A 20,769-nucleotide genomic window follows, 5' to 3' on the forward strand; every position below is an offset into this window, starting at 1 on the left:
TCCTCACCTACTACGCCCTGGAGGCGGCCCGCTGGCTGAGGGAAGCCTAGCTAGGCTTCTTGGGTGGGAGGGGTTTCCTTGGGGGCGGGGATGCCCCCGGTAAGGAGGGTGTAGGCCGCCGCCAGGCTCACCAGGCTCCCGGCCAAGAGGAACACCGTGGGGGCTCCCATGGGGCCTTCCAAGGCCCCGCCCCACATGGTCCCGAGAAGCACGGCAGCGTTCATCACCGCACCGAAGGCGGCGAAGATCCGCCCCCGCATCTCCTGGGGGGTGTTGAGCTGGAGGATGGAGCGGGCGGGGACGATGAAGGCCATGTTGAGGAAGCCGGTGATGAAGAAGGCCAGGAGCACCCAGGCGAAGAGGGGAAAGGCGCCGATGGAGGCTTCAAAGATGCCGTAGAGGAGAAGCCCCAGGAGGAAAAGCCTTTCCCGGGGGGTGTCCTAAGGAGATAGGGGATGGCGAGGCCTCCCAGGATGGCCCCTAGGGCCATGGCGGCCTCCATAAAGCCAAACCCCGCCGAGCCCACCCCAAGCCACTTGATGGCCAGCACCACCCCCAAGGCGGTTTCCACAGAGCCGAAAGCGGCGGCCACGAACAGGGTGCCCACCGCCCGGCGGAGGGCGGGGTGGCCCACCAGGTGGCCGATTCCCTCCTTCACCCGGGCGAAAAAGGCGGCTTTGGGAAGCCTTTGGGGCCTCAGGGAAGGGAGGCCCATCAGGATGAGCCCTGAGGCCAGGTAGGTGGCCGCATCCAGATAGAAGGCAAAGGCCGGGCCCACGGCGGCCACCAAGACCCCGGCGGCCCCCACGAAGAGCACCTCGGAAAGGCGGTCCGCCAGGAGGACCAGGCTGTTGGCCTCGTCCACCTCCTCCTTGGGTACCAGGTCGGGGACCACGGCGTTTTGGATGGGGTCGTGCAGGTCCCGCAGGAGCTCAATCAGGAAGACGAGAAGGAGCAGGATGGGGAGGCTCTTGGCCCCAAGAAGGGGGATGAGGGCCACAAGCGGCGCCCTAAGGAGATCGGACCAGACGAGGAGGCGCTTGCGGTCCTGGGTATCGGCCCAGGCGGAGAGGAGGGGGGAGAAGACCACCGTACCCAGAAGTTGGACCCCCAGGGTGAGGGAAACCCAAAGGGCGTTTTCCGTGAGCAGGTAGACCAGGACCAGAAGGGCTACCCGGTGTACCTTACTGCCCGCCTGGGAAACCAGGTAGGAGAGGATCAGGCGGGCGAAGGCCTTGTGTCGCAAAGTTTTCATAAAACCCCCTTGCCCGGGAGTATATCAAGAAATCCCTTATGTCAAGGGTTACCCATCACCAGATAGGCCAGCCGCCTTCCCTCCCGGGCCAGGACCACGGTTCCCTCCGCAAGGCGGTAGACCAGGAGGTCCTTGAGCCTGCGGGGTACCTCGCCCGCCTGGCCCACATAGAGGGCATCCTCCTGGGGGTTTTCCGAGGAAGCGTTCCTGGGACGTACGGAAAGGACGGTTTGCCCCACCTTGAGGGCCAGGGGTTCGGCCCCGATGGAAAGGAGGTGCACCTCCCCCCCGAGGGTTTCCCGGGTGGGGGGACGGCGGCCCAGGTATTCCTTTAGGGCATGCGCCAAGGCCAGGGCTGCCCGCTCCTGCCCCAGGGCCTGGCCCACCTCCTTTAGGAGGGGAAGGGGGTCGGTAGTGCCCAGGCGTTTGCTAGCGAGTTCCAGAACCTTCCGGGCAAAGTCCTGAAGCGCCTCAGGGGGGGCTTGTCGGTACTTTTCCGCCAGCTCCGGGCCAAAGGCCTGGGGGCTAAACTCCCCCTTAAGGCGGGCGGAGAGGGCCCGGAGGAGGCGTAGGTAGGCGTAGTCCTGGGTGGGGTCCAGCAAAAGAGCCAGCACCCGCCCTTCGGAGAGGAGTTCGTAAAGCCTTAGCCCGCTTCGGGCCTCGAGCCTCAGGTGGAGCAGGTTTCCTTCCCGCACCGCCAGAACCTCGAGATCCTCCCAGGGGATCACCAAGGTGTCCTCCAGGATGTGGTCTTCGCCTGCCATCCCTAAGTGCCAGCTACCCTCCACCTGGCTTAGGGTGAGGGTGAGGGGGCCCAAGGTGATGCGGCCAGGCTTCAGGGGCAGGGTGAGAAGGCTTTCCTCCCCCTGGCCGGGCTCGGGGACCTTGGGCCAAGGGGTTTCCCCCTGGGGCGCAGGGAGGAGCTGGAGAAGGGAGAGCACCTTTTCCATCGCCACGTGGAAGCGGCGCCTTTCGTCCTCCAGGAGGAGTTCCCGCCGCCTTTCCTCCTGGGCTTCCCTCCGGAGGCGCTCCTCCAGGCGGGCGATCTCCTGGGTGCTGGCCCCTATGCGCTTGGCTTCCTCCAGGGCTTTTTTCAAGGGCAGGAGGTCCCGCCTGGGAGGAAGGCCATAGGCATCCTCCCACTCCAGGATGCGGTTCAGGAAGCGGCGGATATAGGTGCGGGTTTCCTCGGGGGGCAAGGGGAGGTCTTGGGGAAGGCGCAGGGCGGTTTCCAAAAACTCCAGCACCAAGGCCTCGGCCACCTTGGGATCCTCGAGGTCCATGAGGCTGTCGGAAAGAGAGGGGATGGGGTGGGTGGGGTGGAAGCGGGAGAGGTTGAAGTCCCGCTTGAAGGTTTCCTTCTCCCGGTAATCCAGGTAGTTTTGCAAGAAGGCATGGATGAGCCTTAGTTCCTCCCGTCTGCCGGTGAGAAACTCCTTGGCCCGGGCCCTCACCTCCCGTGCCGTCAGGAGGCGCCATACCTTTAAGGCCATGGCCCGCAAGGGGGAGGTATCCTGGCTGGGTTCCTCGGGGGTTTCCGGTATGGCGATGGGAAGGTCCAGGGGAAGGGTTTCCCCGGGCTGGGGAGGGCTTTGGCTTGGCCGCAAGGCCCTAAAACGGGCATCGGCCTGGCGGAAGCGTTTGGCCAGGGCGCCGGGCAGGCGGGACTGGATCAGGAAGGCCCGGAGTGCCAAAAGGGCCTTCTTGCCCCCCTTGGGGGTGCGCCCTGCCACCAGGTCCTCCACCCGGTACTCGTAGAGGTCCACCAGGTCGGCCAGGTGTTCCACCTACTCATCCTATAATGGGTCCGATGCGCCTTGCCCCCCGTTACACCGTGGCTGCGGTTTCCCATGTGGGCCGTCGCCAGAACAATGAGGATTTCCACCGGGTGATGCGCCTGGAGGTTCCCCAGGGCAACCTCCTCCTCCTGGCGGTAGCCGACGGCATGGGGGGGATGGAGGCGGGGGAGTGGGCCAGCAAGGTGGCCATTGAGGCCCTCTCCGAGGCGGTACGGGCCTATGCCGAGCACCTGAGGAGTGGACGCCCGGCGGTGGGCCTGGCCAAGGTAATGGAAAAGGCCTTTACCCTGGCGGCCAAGCGGGTGGAAAAGGAGGCGGAAAGGCTAGGCAAGAAGGGCATGGGCACCACCCTCACCGCCTTTCTCTATGCGGACTGGCTCAAGGAGGGGGTGGTGGGGCATATCGGGGATTCCCGGGCTTACCATCTCACGGCCAAGGGACTGAAGCGGCTCACCGAGGACCACTCCTGGGTGGCGGAACGCTTAAGGGAAGGGGTTCTTACCCCTACCGAGGCCGAGCGCCACCCTTACCGCAACATCCTTACCCGAGCCCTGGGTCTGCCCGAGGCCCGCTTTGATCTGAAGGAGGTGCGCCTCGCCCCAGGGGAAGGGGTGCTTTTGGTCACGGACGGGCTCTACGGCCTGCTCCCCGAGGAGGAGTGGCTTTTGGGCAAGGACCTCCAGGCGAGCCTCGAGGGCCTCATGGCCGAGGCTTTGCGCCGGGGCGGGGACGATAACGTGACCGCCATCGCCTTACGGGTGGAGTGATGCAGGGGCTTCTGGCCTTCCTCCTGGTTCTCCTTACCGCGGCCTTGGCCTCACGCCTCTCCCCTTGGCCCCTCGGGTTTCTCTTGCTTTTCCTCTCGGGAGCTGCCTGGGCCACGGGGGTACGGCCGGATGTGGTTTTCCCCTGGCTTCTCCTGGGCCTGGGGGTCCTGGCGGCCCCCCGGGTGTACCTGGGTTCCCGGCGACGGTTCCCAAGGCGTCCCCGCACCCAGGGGCGGCCTTCCTCCGCCTCCAAGACCACCGAGGAGGCCCGGGCTCTGGAAAAGCAGTACGAGATCCTGGAAAAGGTGGGCGTGGGGGGCATGGCCACCGTTTACAAGGCCAAGGACAAGAAAACGGGCCGCCTGGTGGCCCTAAAGGTTCCCCAGGAGCGCTTTCTGGGCGACCCCCGCTTTGTGCGCCGTTTCCACCGGGAGGCGGAGGTCTTGGCCAAGATGGACCACCCCAACATCGTCAAGGTGTACGACCACGGCCAGGTGGATGGGGTCCACTATATCGCCATGGAGTACCTGGAGGGGGAGGGCCTGGACAAGCTCATTGAGGAAAGGCGCCTTTCCCTTAGGCAGGCGGCGGCCATCCTGGCCCGGGTGGCCGACGCTCTGAGGCACATCCACGCCCAAGGCATCGTCCACCGGGACATCAAGCCCGGCAACATCATGATCCTCAAGGGGGCCTTAAGGGAGGAGGGGGTGGACCCCAGGGGGGTGCGGCTCATGGATTTCGGCATCGCCGCCGGCAAGGTCCTCACCCGCCTCACCATCACCGGGGCCCGGATCGGCACCCCGGTCTACATGAGCCCAGAACAGGCCAAGGGGCAAAAGCTGGACCACCGCTCGGATATTTACTCCCTGGGGATCGTCCTTTACGAGGCCTTAACCGGCCAGCCCCCCTTCACCGGCGGGTACGAGACCGTGATCCACCAGCAGATCTTCCAGGTGCCCACCCCTCCCAAGCAGCTCAATCCCCAGATTCCCCAGGTTCTTTCCGATCTGGTCCTGAAGATGCTGGAGAAGGACCCCGCCAAGCGGCCCACCCTGGACGAGGTGGTCCAGGTGCTCTCCGGCTCCTGGGAGGAGGAAAAGGGGTTGCCCCATCCCTTCTACCTCTTGGTGGGGGTGGAGGCCAAAAAGGGCACGGTGCGGCTTCTGGACCTTTCGGGTACCGCCGCCCGGCTCATCTCCGGCATCGGCTCGGGCCCCGGCTACTTCCCGGCCCCGCCTTTGGCGGTGGCCGCCGATCCCGAAGGGGGGATCTGGATGGCGGTTTTTGAGCATGGGGCCAAGCTCCTCCACCGCTTTTCCCCCGAGGGCCAGCTTCTCCTATCCACCGGCCCCTATGGGATGAAGCCTGGGGAGTTCCTTTTTCCCACAGCTCTGGCGGTGGCGGATGGTAGCCTTTTCGTTCTGGATTCGGAAACCGCCACGGTGAGCCGGCTGGACCTAGAGGGCCAGTACCAGGAGCGCTTTGGCGGTCAGGGAACGGGCCGGGGCACCTTCCAAGACCCCAAGGCTCTGGTGGCCACCTCGGAGTTCCTCTTCGTGTTGGACTACGGCAACCGGCAGGTGCAGCGCCTCTCCTTGGATGGCCGCTACCTATCCCGCTATGCCTTCCGCCGCTCTAAGGAAAGCGAGGAGCTAAGGCTCCTGGGCGGGGTGGGGGTGGAGGGGGAGAGGCTTTACCTCTACGATGTGGAGGCGGCCAAGGTGCGGGTGGTGGACCTTTCCGGAAGGCTTTTGGCTTCCCATGTCCTGCCCCTTTTGGAAGGAGAGGACCCCAGGAGCCTGGTGGAGCTTCTGCCCTTCGGGGGCATCCTCTATGCTGCCCGGCGCGGGGCGAGCCGCATCCAGCGCATAGACCTGAAGACCGGGGAGGCCTTGCCGCCTTTGGAGGTCTACGCCCCGGTGCGGGCCCTGGCCCTTTGGCGGAATCCGGCATGAGGGTGCTCTTGGTGGAGGACGACCCCGGGGTACGGGAGGCCTTGGAGCTGGGCCTGGCCTTGGAGGGGCACGAGGTACGGTCCACGGAAAACCCTAAGGAGGCCCTAAGCCTTCTGCCCTGGGCAGAGGTGGTGGTTTTGGACGTGCTTTTGCCGGAAGGGGATGGCTTTTCCCTCCTTAAGGAGATCCGCGCCCGGTCAGAGGTGCCGGTGCTGATGCTCACCGCCTTGGATGCCGTGGAGTGGCGGGTGAAGGGCCTAAGGGAGGGGGCCGACGACTACCTGGTCAAGCCCTATAGCCTTTCCGAGCTCCTGGCCCGCCTCGAGGCCCTGGTGCGCCGGACCAAGGGTCCCTCTGAGGTGCTGGCCTACAAGGACCTCAGGCTTTACCCAAAGCGCATGGAAGCCTTCCGCGGCGAAAGGCGGCTTTCCCTTCCCCCCAAGGCCTTTCTCCTCCTGAAGGCCTTTTTGGAGTCACCGGAGGAGGTGCTTTCCAAAGAGGCCCTGATGCATAGGGTCTGGGGGGAGGAGGTGGAGCCCGCCACCTTAGAGGTGCACCTTTCCCTCTTGAGGAAGGCCCTGGGGGAGCCCAATCCCATCCAGACGGTGCGCGGCTATGGCTACCGCCTTTTCCTCCCTTAGGGGCAGGCTTTTCGCCCTTCTTTTCTTGGCCCTTGTGCTTTTGGCCCTGCCCCTAGCCTTCCTTTCCGCCAGGGAGGCGGAAAGGGCCGCCAGCGAGGACCTGCGCCGGGCCCTTTACACTCGCCTCTACCTTCTGGGGGAGGAGGGGGCGAGGGAAGAGGAGGCCCTGCTCTTGGAACTTTTCCGCCTGGCCCAGGTTTATGGCGGTGGGGTAGGGTTTGTGGTGGAAAGGGGGCGGGTGGCCTACTCCGAGGTGGGTACCTGGCCTTTGCCCAAGGACCTCCTGCAGGCCTTGGCGGAGGGAAGGGTTTACCAGGGGGTAAGGGACGGGACCTTGTACGTGGCCCTACCCAAGGAGGAAGGAGGGTTTGGGCTGGCGGTGCCCTTGGAAGGGGTTAAGGGTTTGGGAAGGCGGCTTCTTTTCCTCTACCTCACCTGGGGGGGTGGGGTGCTTCTTGGGGTGTTCCTCCTTTCGGCCTTGGGGCTTTCCTGGGCCCTTCGCCCTCTGGCCAGGCTTACCCAGCTCCTCCAGGCGCGGAGGCCTGAGGACCTAAGCCCTCTTCCCGATCCCGGTGTGGCGGAGTTGGGGCCTTTGGTGAGGGCGTTGAACCTCCGCCTAGCCCAGGTGGCGGGGCTCATCCGGGAGCTTTCGGAAAAGGAGGAGGCGGCAAGGCGCTTTGCCCGCCATGCCTCCCACGAGCTGCGCAACCCCTTGGCGGCGCTCAAGGGGTATCTGGAGGTGCTGTTGCGCCAGCCTGAACCCAAGGCCCTTCACGGGGCCTTGCGGGAAGCGGAGCGCATGGAGGCTTTGCTCTCGGGGCTTCTGCGGTTATCCCGCCTGGAGGCCACGCCCCCCCGGCCTAGCCTTCTGGACCCCAAGGTCTTTTTGGCGGAGTGGGACGTAAGGGTGGAGGGGGAGGAAAGGCTTTGGGCGGACCCTGAGCTTTTGGCCTTGGCCGTGGAAAACGTGGTGGATAACGCCCGCCGCCACGGGAGGCTTCCCCTAAGGGCGGAGCTGCGGAAGGAGGGGGAAGGGGTGTGGCTTTGGCTGGTGGACTCAGGCCCGGGTTTTCCCCCAGAACTCCTGCCGAAAGCCTTGGAACCCTTTGTCCATGGGGGAAAGGGCACGGGGTTGGGCCTGGCCCTAGTGGCGGCGGTGGCCCGGGCCCATGGGGGAAAGGCGGCGGTGGAGAACCGGGGTGGGGCGGCGGTGGGGCTTTTTCTGCCTTTAGCTTCCCTTAAGGTTTCCCCCGATGCGCCCTTTAGGGAGGGGGGCTAACCTAGCCCTTGGAGGTGATTGGGATGAAGAGCATGTTCGTGGGAGTGCTGGTTCTGGCGGCGGGCCTTTCCCTGGCCCAGGCCACCGATTACCGGCAGGCGGCCAAGGCGGCAGCGGCCCTGGCCCGGCTGGAAACGGTGGCCCAAGGGGCCACGGGGGAAGAGAAGCTTCTGGCCTGGGCCAAGGAGGTGCAGGCCCGGGCGGAGAAGAGCTACGAGGCCAAGAACTACTTCAAGGCGGCACGGGAGGCCCAGGCGGCCCTTCTCCTCTTCCGGGCTGCCCCAGGGGAGCCCCAGGTGCGGGCCCGGGTGGAAAGGCCCGTGCCCCATAGGGGCCTGGGGATGCACCACCCCTATGGGCCTAGGGGCCACGCCTTGCCCCCGGGTAAAGGGCAAGACCCAGGTGCCCGCTTGGCCCAAAGGGCCCCGGTGGCGGTGGACCGGGCGGAGAAGGAGCTGGCCTACTACCGGGCCCAGGACAACCTGGTGAAGGACCTGGTGGCCGAGGCCAAGAATAGGCTCTCCAAGGAACCTGGCCGGGCCCTCTTGTTGGCGCGGGCGGCCTTGGCCCTGATCTCGGCGGAGCGCGGCTTCTAACCCTACCCTACCCGGGCAGGGCCCGATTACCATGGCGGCATGATGCGGTGGCTTGGGGTCCTCCTCCTCGGCCTTGGGGGTTTGGCCCTGGGGGAGGGGGGCCCTAAGGCCCTGGTTTTGGCCCCGGAAGAGGTCCTAAACCGCTGCGGGGCCCTGGTGCGGGTCCTCGAGGTCCAGGCCCTTTACCGGGAAGGGGATACCTTTTTGCTGGTCCTGGGCCAGAAGGAGCCCTTGCTCCTCTTGGCCCTGGAAGGGGATAGGCCCATGCCCCACATGGGCCCCCCCAGGGGCCGGCCCATACGTAAGCGGCCTTTTCCCTTTTTGCGGGAGCTTTCCCTGGCCCGGTGGGTGGTGGTCCTGCCGGGGGAGTACCGGTGCTTCATCCTCCACCGGGGACGGGTGGTGGGGGTGTTGCGCCTGGGCCAGGACCTTTCCCCCCTACCCCTTCCTGCCGGGGATACCCCTTAAGACCACCCCCTGGCTTCAGCAAGAGGGACGCCGGCGGAGCCCCCTAGGGAGCCCATAACCCAGGGCAAAAGGGCATAGCAGGCCCTGAGGCTTAGTGCAGGGCAAATGCCCTGCGGTTTTAAAATGTTCCCATATGAAGCCCGGCCTTTATCCCCTTCTGGGCCCTCCGGCCTCGGGGAAAACCTCTTTGGCCCGGGAGTGGGCCTTGGAGGTGCTAAGGCGACGGGGAAGGGTTTACTGGGTGGGCCTGCCCCACCAAAGGGCTTATGTCTACCGTCTTTTCGGCGGGCAGGAGGCGGTGCTGGGCCTGGAGTTCATGTCCTTCCAGGCCCTGTACTACCGGGTGCTGGCCGAGGTGGGCCGGCTTGGGCCCTTGCTTCCCGGGGCGGGAAGGGTGGCCCTGGTGGGGGAGGCCTTAAGGAGCCTCTACGGGGAGGGGATCGCCCCGGGGGAGGCGCGGTTATTTGCCCGGGCCATCGCCGAACTCAAACGCTATGGCCTTTCCCCCTTGGCCCTGCCCAAGGAGGGGGAGGCGGGAAGGCTCAGGCAGGTCTACTTCGCCTACCAACGCCTTAAGGGGCAGGCCCTGGATTACGATGACTTCCGCCACCGGGCAGGCCGGGTGCCCCTTCGCCTTTTCCCCAAGCCCGATCTGGTGGTGGTGGATGGCTTTCGGGAGGTGGGTCCTTTGGACCTCCGCTTCCTCAGGCGCCTGGCCCAGCAGGTGCCGGTCCTCCTCACGGCGGAACTCCTCCCAGAAGGGCTTGCGCCCTGGAAAGCCCTTTCCCCTAGGCCGGTAAAAAAGGAGGTCCTGGCCCTGGCCAACCCCGTGGAGGAGGTCCGCTACCTCCTTAGGGCCTTAAAGCGGGCCCTGGCCCCCAAGGCGCTGGGTGGGGAAGGCCTGGATCCCTGGGAGGTCCTGGTGGTGGCTCCCGAGGAGCGCATCGGGGGGCTTCTCCTCCTCAAGGACGAGTACGGCCTGCCCCTTTACGATGGCCGGGAAAGGGCCTTGGCCGACACGGAGGAAGGAGAGAGGGTGCTGGCCCTTGTAAACCCCTTCCCCACGGGGCGGGACCTTCTGGCCTTGGGGTTTCCCGCCTTGGGGAGGAAGGCCCTGAGGCTGGGTCTGGCGGGGGAGGAGGCCCTTGGGGCTTTGGCCGAGCGGGAAGGGCTTGAGGAGGAGTGGCGGGCCTTCCAAGGGCTCCGCACCCCGGGGCCCGACCTTCTGGCCTGGGCCGAGGAAGCCTTGGAGCGCCTGGGGATCGCAGTTCAGGAGCCTTTCCTTGCCCGCCTGCGCCTGGCCCTACGGGCCGATAGGGGGAATCCCTTGGCCTGGTGGCGGAGCCTGCTTTTGGACGAAAGCCTGCCCCCAGAGCCCAACCGGGGGGTGGCCCTGCTTCCTCCCTTGAGGGCCCTCGGCATAAGGGCCAAAAGGGCCTATGTGCTGGACTGGGTGGCGGGGCGCTATAGCCTACGGGAGCGGGAGGACTACTTCCTCCTGGAAGAGCTTAGGGAAAGGGGGCTTCTAAAGGGACTCCCCCGGCGCCTTAAGGGCCTTGACTCCCTTTTCTGGAAGGAGATTTCCACCCGGGGGGAGGAGGTGTTCCTCCTCTACCCGGAGGCCGGCCCCTCGGGGCTCTACCCGCCCTTAGAGAGGGGGGTTAAGCCTGAGCCCTTGCCCCCGGCAAGCCGCCTCGAGGCCCTTCCCCAGCTTCCCTTTACCCCGCCCCTGCCCACGGGGCGGGAGCCCCCGCCCCACCTGGAGGTCCTCCGCCGCTTCCGGGAGTGCCCTTTTAGGGCCTACGTGGAGCGGTTTGACCTTAAGGGGCGGGATGGGGCCTTGGGGTGGCACCTCCTGCCCACCAAGTTGGGAGAGGTTCTGGCCCACCCCGAGGTGGGTCCCTGGTTGGAGGCCCATCGGGCCCATTGGGAGGGGATGCGCTTTTGGTCCACCTTGCCTGGGAAACCTCCCTTACGCCTGGATGGGGTGCGGCGGGAGGGGGAAACCCTGCACCTTTACCGCCTGTTGCCCCAAGGAGCGAAAGCCGACTTGGGGCCGCAAAGGCGCTGGACGGAGTGGTATGCCCTGGGGGTCTTGCTGGGCCGCAAGGATGTGGCCGAGGTTAGGCTTTGGGTCTGGCCTTGGATGGGAAAGCCTACCCTCCTTCGCCGTCAAACCCCGGGAACCCTGCCCAAGCCAGTGGAGGAGGTGCGTCAACAGGCGAACGAAGCCTATCGCCTTTGGCTCAAGGGGGCTTTTCCCCCAAAGCCGGGTTTTCACTGCTACGCCTGCGGCCTTGAAGACCTCTGCCGAAAGGAGGAGGGGTGAAGCTTTACGTGGCCTCAGCGGGCACGGGGAAGACCCATGCCTTGGTCCAGGAGCTTTTGGCCCTTTTGCGCCAAGGGGTGCCCCTGCGGCGCATGGCCGCCCTCACCTTTACCCGTAAAGCGGCTGAGGAGCTTAGGGAACGCATCCTGGAGGAAGTTAAAGCCCTGGGGGATGGGGAGGGGGAGACGGCCAAGCGGGAGCTTTATGGCGCCCTTTTCACCACCATCCACGGCTTCATGGCCGAGGCCTTACGCCACGCGGCCCCCTTCCTCTCCCTGGACCCCGATTTCGCCGTCTTGGACGAGTTCCTTGCCGAGGCCCTCTTCCTGGAGGAGGCCCGCAGCCTCCTCTACTTGAAGGGCCTGGACCCCGGGGAGGCGGAAGGGCTTTTGGGTGCGCTTGGCGCCCTTTACGAAAAGCGTTCCCTGGCGGAAGACCTCCGGCCCTTGCCGGGAGCGGAAGGGGTTTATGCCCTTTTCCAGGAGGTCCTTAGGAGGTACCAGGCCCGTACCCAAGACCTCCTAGGGCCAGGGGACCTCGAGGCCCAAGCCCTCCGCCTCCTAAAAAACCCCCAGGCGGTGAGGCGGGTGGTGGAGCGGTTTAGCCATATCTTCCTGGACGAGTACCAGGATATAAACCCCCTGCAGGGGCGGTTTTTCCAAGCCCTGGAGGAGGAGGGGGCCAAGGTGGTGGCCGTGGGGGACCCCAAGCAGTCCATCTACCTTTTCCGCAACGCCCGGGTGGAGGTTTTCCGCGAGGCCCTGGGGAGGGCTGAAGAGGTTCGCTTTCTGGACGAAACCTTCCGCCACAGCGGGGAGCTGGCCGAGTTCCTGAACCGCTTTGTGGAGCGGTTCTTCCCCGAAACCGAACGGGTTTTGGTGAGGCCTAGACGGCGGGAAAGGGGGTTTTTGGAGGTGCACTGGGTGGGAGGGGAAGGGGAGCTGGATGGGAAGCGCCACCAAGAGGCCTTGGTCTTGGGGAAGAGGCTTCTGGCCCTACGGGACCAAGGGTATGCCTTCCCAGGGATGGCGGTTTTGGTGCGAAGCCGCCATAGCCTTCCCTACTTGGAACGGGCCTTCCGCGCCCTGGGGGTTCCCTACGGTATCCGCCGGGGAAGGAGTTTCTTCATCCGCCCGGAGGTGCGGGATATCTACCATGCCCTTAGGCTGAGCCTTTTGGAACCCGAGGCTCCCCTTTCCCCCGAGGAGCGGCTTTCCCTTTTGGCCTTCCTGCGGGGCCCTTTCGTGGGCGCCGATTTGGGAAGGTTGGGGGATTTACCCCAGCAATCCCCCTGGAAGGACCTGCTCTCCCAACTCCCCGCCGAAGCCCAGGCCCGGCTGGAGTGGCTGAGGGAGCTGGCCGGGAAGCGGCCCCTGGAGGCCCTTAAGGCCTTGGTGCGGGACGAGGTCTTTTTGGGGCGGCTTTCCCCTAGGGCCCGCACCAATCTGGACACCCTTCTCCTCCTGGCGGCCTCGGAGCGCTTTCCTGACCTCGAGGCCCTCCTGGAGTGGCTCAGGGTGCGGGCCACGGACCCCGAGGCCGCCGAGCTCCCCGAGGGGGGCGAGGGGGTGAACCTCCTCACCGTGCACGCCGCCAAGGGGTTGGAATGGCCGGTGGTGGCGGTGTTTGACCTCTCCCGGAACGAGCGGTTTCAGGAGGATTCCCTCCTGGTTGGACTCGGCGGAGAGGTGGCCCTGAAGGGCACGCCCGCCTACCAGGGGGTGAAGCAAGGCCTGAAGGAGGCCCAGGACAAGGAGGCCATCCGGCTCCTTTACGTGGCCCTTTCCCGGGCCCGGGATGTCCTTTTGCTCACGGGAAGCGCCTCTTCCCGGCCAGGCCCTTGGGCCAAGGCCCTCATGGACTTGGGCCTAGGCCCGGAGTCCCAAGACCCCAGGGTACGGGTCCACCCCCTTAGGGCTTCCTTCCCCTCGCCCTCACTGCCGCCGGCCTCCCTTTTGCACCCAGCCCCTTATGCCCCCTTGGCCTTGGAACCCAAGCCCTTTCCTCCCCTCTACTCCCCCAGCGCCTACCAGAAGGCGGAGGGGGAGCCCTGGCCCTTGGCGGAGGCCTTGGAGGCCGAGGTCTTGCCCGAGTTTGCCCGCGCCCTGGGTACCTTGGTCCACTACGCCCTCGCCCGCAACCTGGACCCGGAGGACGAGGCCCAGATGCGCTCCCTTCTCCTGCAGGAGGTGGCCTTGCCCTTTTCGGAGGAGGAAAGGGCAAGGCTTTTGGCTGAGGTGCGGATCCTCCTCCTCAACCACCAGGAGATGCTGGGGGAGGTCTTGCCCCCCTTGGAGGGGCGCCTCGAGGACCACCCCGAGCTCCCCTTGGTCCTGCCCCTGGCGGGGACGGTCTGGCACGGGGTTCTGGACCGGCTTTACCGGGTGGGGGACCGGTGGCACCTGGAGGACTACAAGACCGACCAGACCATGGACCCCGGGCGCTACCGGTTGCAGCTGGCCCTCTACTGGGAGGCGGTGCGGCGGGCCTGGGGGGTGGAGGCGGAGGCCCGCTTGGTCTATTTGCGGCACAAGAAGGTCCACGTCTTCTCGCCAGGGGAGCTTCGGGAGGCCCTTGAGGAGTTGGAAAAAGCCCCTGGGATGCTCTCCCAGGGGCGGGAACCTCGCCTTACCTAACGCTTGGAGTACTGGGGTGCCCGGCGGGCCTTGTGCTTGCCGTACTTCTTCCGCTCCACCACCCGGGCATCGCGGGTGAGGAAGCCCAAGGGCTTCAGCTTGGCCCGGTAGTCGGGGTTGTAGCGGAGAAGGGCCCGGGCCACCCCCAGCTTGATGGCGTCCACCTGGCCGCTCTTGCCGCCCCCCCTCACGGTGATGTAGGCGTCAAAGCGCCCCAGGGCATCCACCACCCTCAGGGGCTCGAGGGCCGCCACCGCCCGCACCAAACCCTGGAAATAATCCTGGAAGTCCTGGCCGTTCACGGTGACCTTGCCGCTTCCGGGCCTCAGGAAAACCCGGGCCACCGCTTCCTTGCGCCTGCCGGTGCCGTAATACTGCTCCATCACTTGACCTCCAGTTTAACGGGCTTCTGCGCCTGATGGGGATGGGTGGGGCCGGCGTAGACCTTGAGGCGTTTGAAGAGCCTCCGCCCCAGAGGGCCTTTGGGTAGCATCCCTTTTACCGCATGCTCCAGCACCCTTTCCGGGTGGGTGGCAAGCATCTTCTCGGCGGGAATCTCCTTCAGGCCCCCCTGGTAGCCGCTATACCGGGTGTAGATCTTCTGCTTGAGCTTCTTGCCGGTGAGGCGGACCTTGTCGGCGTTCACCACCACCACGAAGTCGCCCATGGGGAGGTTGGGGGTCCAGTCGGGGCGATGCTTGCCCCTGAGCAAGGTGGCGATCTGGGTGGCCAGCCGCCCCAAGGTCTTGCCCTCGGCGTCTATGAGAACCCACCGGGGTTCAATCTTTTCCGGTACGTACGTCTTGGGCTGCATTTCCAGGGCCCTCCTTAAGCGATACACCCTGTTCTTGCCGGGGGATCGGGGGACCCCGCAAGAACGCCAAAGAAAACTTTACCATAACCCCAGGTCCTTTTGCCAGATGTGGTAGGCTGGGGTCCCGTGAACGGGGTTTCCGAGAGTAGCCAAAGGCCAAGGAAGTACGTGTTTGTCACCGGGGGTGTGGTGTCCAGCCTGGGCAAGGGCATCCTCACCTCCTCCCTGGGGGCCCTTTTCCGGGCCCGGGGGTACCGGGTTACCGCCATCAAGATTGACCCCTATGTGAACGTGGATGCGGGCACCATGCGCCCCTACGAGCATGGGGAGGTCTTCGTCACCGCCGACGGAGCGGAAACGGATCTGGACATCGGCCACTACGAGCGTTTCTTGGATTTGGACCTCTCCAGGGGCAACAACCTCACCACGGGCCAGGTCTACCTTTCCGTGATCCAGAAGGAGCGCCGGGGGGAGTACCTTTCCCAGACGGTGCAGGTGATCCCCCATATCACCGACGAGATCAAGGACCGCATCCGCCAGGTGGCTGAGGAGCAGGGGGCCGAGGTGGTGGTGGTGGAGGTGGGGGGCACGGTGGGGGATATAGAGAGCCTCCCCTTCCTGGAGGCTATACGCCAGTTTCGCTTTGACGAGGGGGAGGCCAATACCTTCTACATCCACCTCACCCTGGTCCCCTACCTGGAGACCAGCGAGGAGTTCAAGACCAAGCCCACCCAGCACTCCGTGGCCACCCTAAGGGGTGTGGGCATCCAGCCCGATGCCGTGGTCCTCCGCTCGGTGAAGCCGGTGCCGGAGGAGGTGCGCAAGAAGGTGGCCCTCTTCACCAATGTGCGCCCCGGCCACGTGTTCAGTAGCCCCAACGTGGAGCACATCTATGAGATCCCCCTCCTTCTGGAGGAGCAGGGCCTAGGCCGGGTGGTGGAAAAGGCCTTGGGCCTGGAGCCGGTTTTCCCCAACCTTTCCTTCTGGCAGGAGGCGGTGCGGGTTCTTAAGCACCCCGAGCGCACCGTAAGGATCGCCATCGCCGGCAAGTACGTGAAGATGCCCGACGCCTACCTTTCCCTCCTGGAGGCCCTGAAGCATGCGGGCATCCGCCATGGGGCCCGGGTGGAGGTGAAGTGGGTGGATGCGGAGGGCCTCGAGGGGGCCGACCTGGACGAGGCCTTCCGGGATGTTGCCGGCATCCTGGTCCCCGGCGGGTTTGGGGTCCGGGGCATTGAGGGCAAGGTGCGGGCGGCCCAGTACGCCCGGGAGAAGGGCATTCCCTACTTGGGCATCTGCCTGGGGTTGCAGATCGCCGTCATTGAGTTTGCCCGGAACGTGGCCGGGCTTAAGGGGGCCAACTCCACGGAGTTTGACCCCTATACCCCCCATCCGGTGATTGACCTCATGCCCGAGCAGCTGGAGGTGGAGGGCCTGGGAGGCACCATGCGCCTCGGGGACTGGCCCATGCGCATCCGCCCGGGCACCCTCCTCCACCGCCTCTACGGCAAGGAGGAAGCCCTTGAGCGCCACCGCCACCGCTACGAGGTGAACCCCCTCTATGTGGACCAGCTGGAGCGGGCTGGGCTGGTGATCTCCGCCACCACCCCGGGGATGCGGGGCCGGGGGGCGGGGCTGGTGGAGGCCATAGAGCTTGAGGACCACCCCTTCTTCCTGGGCTTGCAAAGCCACCCCGAGTTCAAGAGCCGGCCCATGCGCCCCTCCCCGCCTTTTGCTGGATTTGTGGAAGCGGCCCTTCGGCACGCGAGGGCCCTAGAGAAGGCTTAGGGCGAACTGCCGGGCCACCCGCCCGGAAAAGCCCTTCTGCAAGGCGAAGCGGAGGGCTTCCCTTTCCTCCTCCGGGGTTAGGGAGCGGCCCAGGTGGTGGGCCACGGCCTTCAGGTAAAGGGTCTTGTCAAAGGGGGGGAAGGTGAGGACCAGGCCGAAACGCTCGGAGAGGGCTAGGGTGTCCTGAAGCTCGTCCCAGGCGCTGGGGTCGGCCCCGGGTAAGGGGTTTTCCCCCTGGTGGCGGACCAGGTGGCGGCGGTTGGAGGTGGCGAGAAGCAGGACGTTGTCCGGAGGCCCTTCCAGGCTTCCCTCCAGGAGGGCCTTAAGGTGGTGGAAGGCCTCCTCCTCAGGGTCCAGGGAAAGATCGTCCAGGAAAAGGAAAAACCGGTGAGGGACCAGGGCCAGCCTCTCCAGGAGGTTTTCCAGGTGAGCCAGGGCCTTGGGTTCCACCTCCACCATGCGGGCCTGGGGAAGGTGGAGGAGGCTTTTAGCGGCGGTGCTTTTGCCCGTGCCCCGGGCTCCATAGAGCAGGATGTGGAGGGCCGGCTTGCCCGACAGGAAACGAAGGGCGTTGGCCTTAAGGGCCTCGAGTTGGGCCTCGTAGCCAATAAGCTCGTCCTCCCGGGGCAGGCGGAAGGTGCGGGGGTATACCTCGCCGGAAAAGCGAAAGGCCCGGTAGAGGGCGAAAGGGTAGGGGCCGTGGGTCTGAAGCACCCGGGTCAGGGCCTCGGGGTTGCGGGCGAGGAGGGCGGCCAAGGCCTCCTCCTCGGCGGGGTGGGGTGGGCGTTCCCCCAGGTCCGACAAGGGATACGCTGTCCGCCTCTGTTCCAGCTCCTGGGAGAGGGCCTCGAGGTCCTGCCGTATCAGTTGCATAAGCCCCGGGGTGGGCCTAAGGGCCCGCCAGGCCCAGGGAGCCCTAAGAAGGCATTGGGCAAAGGCGTAGCCCCAGGGTTCACCCCGGGGCAGATCCAGGTCCAGTAGGTCGGATGGGGTCTGGGGAAGCCTCATGGGCCCCATGGTAAAGGAAAACCCCGGGGGTTTCCCGGGGTCTTCTGGTGGGCCGCACAGGACTCGAACCTGTAACCCACCGATTAAGAGTCGGTTGCTCTACCGGTTGAGCTAGCGGCCCAAGCTACACCGTGGGGGTGTATGGCGTTGGCCTTAACGCCAAAAGCTAGTGTAGCCTTCCTGTAAACCCCTGTCAAGGCGCCTAGAACAGATAGAGCACCGCCCTTCCCCTTTCCACCCGTACCTGGAGGGTCCCCAGGGCCTGGTTTTCCAGGGTGAGGGTGGTGGCCTTCAGGGGGGTGGGGGGGAGGTTCCACCGCGCCCCCTCTACCCCCAAGGTAGCCTCGGAAAAGGGGATAAGGCTAAAGGGCGTACCCTCTTCCAAGGGAAAGATGTGGTTTCCCCTGAGGAGGGGGAAAGCCCGGGTAAGCCCATCGGTGAGCTCTACCCGCACCCCCTTTTGGGCCAGAAGGAAGGAAAGCTCCAGGTGGGCCAGGGTATGGTCCAACCGCCCCCCGATGCCGCCCAGGAGAAGGAGCTCCTCGGCCCCCAGCTCCAGGGCCTTGCGCACCAGGGCTTCCCCGTCCGTAAGGTCTTTCTCCCGGGGAAGCCCTTCCTTGGGAGCGGAAAGGGCGTTGTGCAGCCACTTGGGGCTGGAGTCAAAGTCCCCAAGCCATAGCTCCAGGGGAAGCCCAAGGGCCAGGGCATGCCGGGCGCCCGAATCCGCCGCCATTAAGCGGTAGGCCTTTAGGCGTTCCCGCAGGGCCGCCGTTACCAGAAGGGGCCCGCCTAGGAGAAGGGCGAAGCGCCTCATCCCTCCAAGGGTACGGCTTGGGAAAGGTCCAGGCCTAGGGGGACCCTGGCCCCTTCCTCCAGATGGGGGAGGGGATCCAGGGCCTCCAGGTACACCCTCACGCCCCTAAGGCGTACCCAAAGCCCCACCCGGCTGCCGAAGAAAAGGCGCTCCTCCACCACCCCTTCCTGGTCTCCTCCCAGGCGCAAGGCCGCCTGGGGCAAGAGGTGGGGCCTGGGGGGTAGGCCCAGGGCCTGGCTCTCCTCTGGGGAAAGCAGGTTCTTATGCCCTAGGAAACGGGCAGTCCAAGCATCCTGGGGCCTGGCGTACACTTCTTCCGGGGGGCCAACCTGAACCAACCTTCCCTTGTTCAAAATCGCTACCCGGTGGGCCAGGAGGAAGGCCTCGCCTTGGTCGTGGGTCACCACCAAGGTGGTGATGCCCTCGCTCCTTAGGGTTTTGCGCAGGAAGAAGAGGAGTTCCTCCCTCAGCCTCAGGTCCAGGGCCCCCAGGGGCTCGTCCAGGAGGAGAAGCCTGGGCCGGGGTGCCAGGGCCCGGGCCAGGGCTACCCGTTGTTGCTCGCCCCCGGAAAGTTCTTGTGGGCGCTTTTGGGCATGGGCGGAAAGCTCCATTCTTTCCAGAAGCTCCCGTACCCGTGCCTCCTGCTCCTTCCGGGACCAGCGGGCTTCCACCAGGCCGAAGGCGATGTTTTCCCAAACGGTGAGGTGGGGGAAAAGGGCGTAGTCTTGGAAGAGGAACCCCACCCCCCGCCTTTCCGGGGGCAAAGGGGTGAGGTCCTGGCCTTGGAAGCGAACGAAGCCCCGGTCTGGGGTTAGCAACCCGGCAATAAGCTTTAACAGGGTACTCTTTCCGCTTCCCGATGGCCCCAAAAGGGCCAACACCTCCCCCTCCTTTGCGGAGAGTTCCAGGGCGAGCCGGAAACCGGGAAAAGCCTTTTGCAGGGATAGCTCCAGCACTCCTCCATTAAACAAGGAGCCCTGGGGGGACCCCAGGGCTCCCCTTTGGATTTCCTTACTTCAAGCCGAGCTTCTTCCGCTCCTCCAGCACCTGCTGGGCGGTGAGCTTGTTGCCCCTAAGGGCCTTCACCTCGGCGGCGGTGAAGGGCTTGAAGCCGGGGACCTTCTTGTCGTCGCCCCAGGCGGTGGCGATGTGGTTGAGAAGGGCGGCGATCTCCTCATCCTTTAGCCCGTTGTAGGCGGGCATGGCTCCGTTGTACTTCATGCCCTTGACCTCAATCTGACCCTGCAGGCCCCAGAGGAGGGCCTTGATCAGGTACTCCCGCCCGCCCTTGAGGTTAAGGATCTCGGAAACGTGGCCTGCCAGGGGCGGGAAAGCGCCTGGTACCCCCTGCCCGTTGGCCTGGTGGCACCCCGCGCACTGACCATAGAGCTTAGCGCCGTCCGCCTGGGCCAAGGCCAGGCTGCCGATAAGGAGGAGAGCCGTTAGGGTCCGTTTCATCTTTACCCTCCGGGCTACCAGGGTATTTTGTCCCGTCCTGGGTGTCAAGGGGACTGGAGGGCCTAAACCTTTAGCTTTTCTTAAATCTCAGGTATACACTCGGGGGGTAAGGGATGTAGCCAGTGTTTATTATGCCTTTGTTATCTTTGAGAGGGGACAGGTTGTGTCAGGGGTGCTTGACAGGGTTTTGGGGGTAGTGTTAGGGTACAAATGTCCTTGGGTGTACCCTTGGGGTGTATCGGATGAAGGCATACCAGGTACTTTTGACCCTTCCCCTACTTGCCATGGCCTTGGCGGCTTTGGACTTCGGCCGCTGGTATCCCTACGATGCGGCCCTTTCCCTTGGGCAGGCCCATGGGCGGATGGTGATGGTCTACTTCCATAGCCCCCACTGCCCCTACTGCGACCAGATGAACACCTTCGTCCTTTCCGATCCCCAGGTGAGCCGGCTTTTGGAGGAGCGCTTTGTGGTGGCCTCTGTGGGCACCGAAACCCAAGAAGGCCAAGACCTGGCCCGGCGCTACCGGGTGCCGGGCACCCCAAGCTTTGTCTTCCTCGTCTTCCGCAAGGGGACGTGGGAAGAGGTGGGCCGGTTCTTTGGCAGCCGGTCCCGGGCGCAGTTCTTACAAGAGTTGCGCCAGATCTGTGCCAAGGGAGGTGTATGCGGTGAATAGGCGAGCGTTTCTAAGGACCACAGGCGTAGCCCTGGGGGCTTTGGCCCTTTCGGGGGTTCCCGCTTTGGCGCAGGGCCTCGAGGGGGAGGACCTGGCCAACCTGGAGAAGGCCCTAAAGGAGGTCTTGGGCAAGACCTTTAAGGACCTGACCCCCTCTAACCTCATCAAGCTCACCATGCCGGCCATTGCCGAGAGCGGGGCCAACGTTCCTGCCGAGGTGGAGGTGAACCTCCCTCCGGGCCAGGTGAAGGCTATCCACCTCTTTGCCGACAAGAACCCCACCCCCTACCTGGTAGGCTTCATGCCCATGAAGGCCCTGCCTTACTACGCCACCCGGGTGCGCCTGGCGGAGACCAGCGCCATCCGGGCGGTGGTGGAGACCGCGGACGGCAAACTGCTTTTGGCCTCGGCTAGCACCCGCGTGACCGTGGGTGGTTGCGGTTAAGGAGGTGGAAGATGGCCATTCGCACTATTGTTCGCTTGACTCC

The 20,769-nt window shown here is 65.2% G+C and carries 18 protein-coding genes, 1 tRNA gene and 1 pseudogene; 11 read left to right on the forward strand and 9 right to left on the reverse strand.

The window, feature by feature from the left end; all coding sequences use genetic code 11:
• Positions 1 to 50: 50 nt before the first annotated feature.
• A pseudogene (locus tag Q0693_RS06245) lies at positions 51 to 1,255 on the reverse strand (MFS transporter).
• Between the two features lie 41 nt (positions 1,256 to 1,296).
• Positions 1,297 to 3,042, reverse strand: coding sequence for a hypothetical protein (locus Q0693_RS06250; protein ID WP_298630041.1), 1,746 nt, complete (start codon positions 3,040 to 3,042; stop codon positions 1,297 to 1,299).
• A 23-nt stretch (positions 3,043 to 3,065) separates the two neighbouring features.
• Here Q0693_RS06250 and Q0693_RS06255 point away from each other — a divergent pair, with 23 nt between their 5' ends.
• The 8 genes from Q0693_RS06255 to Q0693_RS06290 all read left to right on the forward strand — a co-directional run bounded on the left by Q0693_RS06255 (position 3,066) and on the right by Q0693_RS06290 (position 13,725).
• Positions 3,066 to 3,821, forward strand: coding sequence for a protein phosphatase 2C domain-containing protein (locus Q0693_RS06255; protein ID WP_243030244.1), 756 nt, complete (start codon positions 3,066 to 3,068; stop codon positions 3,819 to 3,821).
• Positions 3,821 to 5,776, forward strand: a complete 1,956-nt coding sequence (locus tag Q0693_RS06260) for a protein kinase (RefSeq protein WP_298630042.1) — start codon at positions 3,821 to 3,823, stop codon at positions 5,774 to 5,776. The genes Q0693_RS06255 and Q0693_RS06260 overlap by 1 nt, the downstream gene beginning before the upstream one ends.
• The gene (locus Q0693_RS06265; RefSeq protein ID WP_243030246.1) at positions 5,773 to 6,417 is read left to right on the forward strand and encodes a response regulator transcription factor; all 645 of its coding nucleotides are present in this window, start codon (positions 5,773 to 5,775) and stop codon (positions 6,415 to 6,417) included. The genes Q0693_RS06260 and Q0693_RS06265 overlap by 4 nt, the downstream gene beginning before the upstream one ends.
• Entirely contained in the window at positions 6,392 to 7,696 is a 1,305-nt protein-coding gene (locus tag Q0693_RS06270) for a HAMP domain-containing sensor histidine kinase (RefSeq protein WP_298630044.1), read from the forward strand. The genes Q0693_RS06265 and Q0693_RS06270 overlap by 26 nt, the downstream gene beginning before the upstream one ends.
• 23 nt (positions 7,697 to 7,719) lie before the next feature.
• Positions 7,720 to 8,292: a hypothetical protein gene (locus Q0693_RS06275; protein WP_298630046.1), complete on the forward strand. Its 573-nt coding sequence runs from the start codon at positions 7,720 to 7,722 to the stop codon at positions 8,290 to 8,292.
• Between the two features lie 42 nt (positions 8,293 to 8,334).
• Positions 8,335 to 8,760: a hypothetical protein gene (locus Q0693_RS06280; protein ID WP_243030285.1), complete on the forward strand. Its 426-nt coding sequence runs from the start codon at positions 8,335 to 8,337 to the stop codon at positions 8,758 to 8,760.
• A gap of 133 nt (positions 8,761 to 8,893) precedes the next feature.
• Positions 8,894 to 11,089 (forward strand): hypothetical protein, encoded by a 2,196-nt coding sequence (locus Q0693_RS06285; RefSeq protein WP_298630048.1) that lies wholly within the window; start codon positions 8,894 to 8,896, stop codon positions 11,087 to 11,089.
• Positions 11,086 to 13,725, forward strand: a complete 2,640-nt coding sequence (locus Q0693_RS06290) for a UvrD-helicase domain-containing protein (protein ID WP_298630050.1) — start codon at positions 11,086 to 11,088, stop codon at positions 13,723 to 13,725. Before Q0693_RS06285 ends, Q0693_RS06290 begins: the two co-directional genes overlap by 4 nt.
• Here Q0693_RS06290 and rpsI read toward each other — a convergent pair.
• Both rpsI and rplM read right to left on the reverse strand, forming a co-directional pair.
• Positions 13,722 to 14,108, reverse strand: coding sequence for a 30S ribosomal protein S9 (rpsI, locus tag Q0693_RS06295; RefSeq protein ID WP_243030251.1), 387 nt, complete (start codon positions 14,106 to 14,108; stop codon positions 13,722 to 13,724). The two genes, Q0693_RS06290 and rpsI, sit on opposite strands and share 4 nt — an antisense overlap.
• Positions 14,108 to 14,539, reverse strand: a complete 432-nt coding sequence (rplM, locus tag Q0693_RS06300) for a 50S ribosomal protein L13 (protein ID WP_114312893.1) — start codon at positions 14,537 to 14,539, stop codon at positions 14,108 to 14,110. Before rplM ends, rpsI begins: the two co-directional genes overlap by 1 nt.
• Before the next feature lie 126 nt (positions 14,540 to 14,665).
• On the opposite strand from rplM, the gene Q0693_RS06305 reads away from it, so the two are divergent.
• Positions 14,666 to 16,327, forward strand: coding sequence for a CTP synthase (locus tag Q0693_RS06305; RefSeq protein WP_243030252.1), 1,662 nt, complete (start codon positions 14,666 to 14,668; stop codon positions 16,325 to 16,327).
• On the opposite strand, the gene Q0693_RS06310 is transcribed toward Q0693_RS06305, so the two are convergent.
• The 5 genes from Q0693_RS06310 to Q0693_RS06330 all read right to left on the reverse strand — a co-directional run bounded on the left by Q0693_RS06310 (position 16,313) and on the right by Q0693_RS06330 (position 19,607).
• Positions 16,313 to 17,344 (reverse strand): DUF815 domain-containing protein, encoded by a 1,032-nt coding sequence (locus Q0693_RS06310; RefSeq protein ID WP_243030253.1) that lies wholly within the window; start codon positions 17,342 to 17,344, stop codon positions 16,313 to 16,315. The genes Q0693_RS06305 and Q0693_RS06310 overlap by 15 nt on opposite strands.
• Before the next feature lie 36 nt (positions 17,345 to 17,380).
• Positions 17,381 to 17,456 (reverse strand) — tRNA-Lys (locus Q0693_RS06315).
• 81 nt (positions 17,457 to 17,537) lie between these two features.
• Positions 17,538 to 18,149, reverse strand: coding sequence for a thiamine diphosphokinase (locus Q0693_RS06320; protein ID WP_298630054.1), 612 nt, complete (start codon positions 18,147 to 18,149; stop codon positions 17,538 to 17,540).
• Positions 18,146 to 19,105 carry an ABC transporter ATP-binding protein gene (locus tag Q0693_RS06325; protein WP_298630056.1) on the reverse strand — a complete coding sequence of 320 codons (960 nt, stop codon included), beginning with the start codon at positions 19,103 to 19,105 and terminating at the stop codon, positions 18,146 to 18,148. The genes Q0693_RS06320 and Q0693_RS06325 overlap by 4 nt, the downstream gene beginning before the upstream one ends.
• Positions 19,106 to 19,160: 55 nt before the next feature.
• The gene (locus Q0693_RS06330; RefSeq protein WP_298630058.1) at positions 19,161 to 19,607 is read right to left on the reverse strand and encodes a cytochrome c; all 447 of its coding nucleotides are present in this window, start codon (positions 19,605 to 19,607) and stop codon (positions 19,161 to 19,163) included.
• 242 nt (positions 19,608 to 19,849) lie between these two features.
• Here Q0693_RS06330 and Q0693_RS06335 point away from each other — a divergent pair, with 242 nt between their 5' ends.
• Together Q0693_RS06335 and soxY are read left to right on the forward strand one after the other, a co-directional pair.
• The gene (locus Q0693_RS06335; RefSeq protein WP_243030257.1) at positions 19,850 to 20,281 is read left to right on the forward strand and encodes a thioredoxin fold domain-containing protein; all 432 of its coding nucleotides are present in this window, start codon (positions 19,850 to 19,852) and stop codon (positions 20,279 to 20,281) included.
• The gene (gene soxY, locus Q0693_RS06340; protein ID WP_298630060.1) at positions 20,274 to 20,726 is read left to right on the forward strand and encodes a thiosulfate oxidation carrier protein SoxY; all 453 of its coding nucleotides are present in this window, start codon (positions 20,274 to 20,276) and stop codon (positions 20,724 to 20,726) included. The genes Q0693_RS06335 and soxY overlap by 8 nt, the downstream gene beginning before the upstream one ends.
• The last annotated feature ends 43 nt before the right edge of the window (positions 20,727 to 20,769 follow it).

It is taken from the genome of uncultured Thermus sp. (genome assembly GCF_938010445.1).
Lineage (GTDB): Bacteria > Deinococcota > Deinococci > Deinococcales > Thermaceae > Thermus > Thermus altitudinis.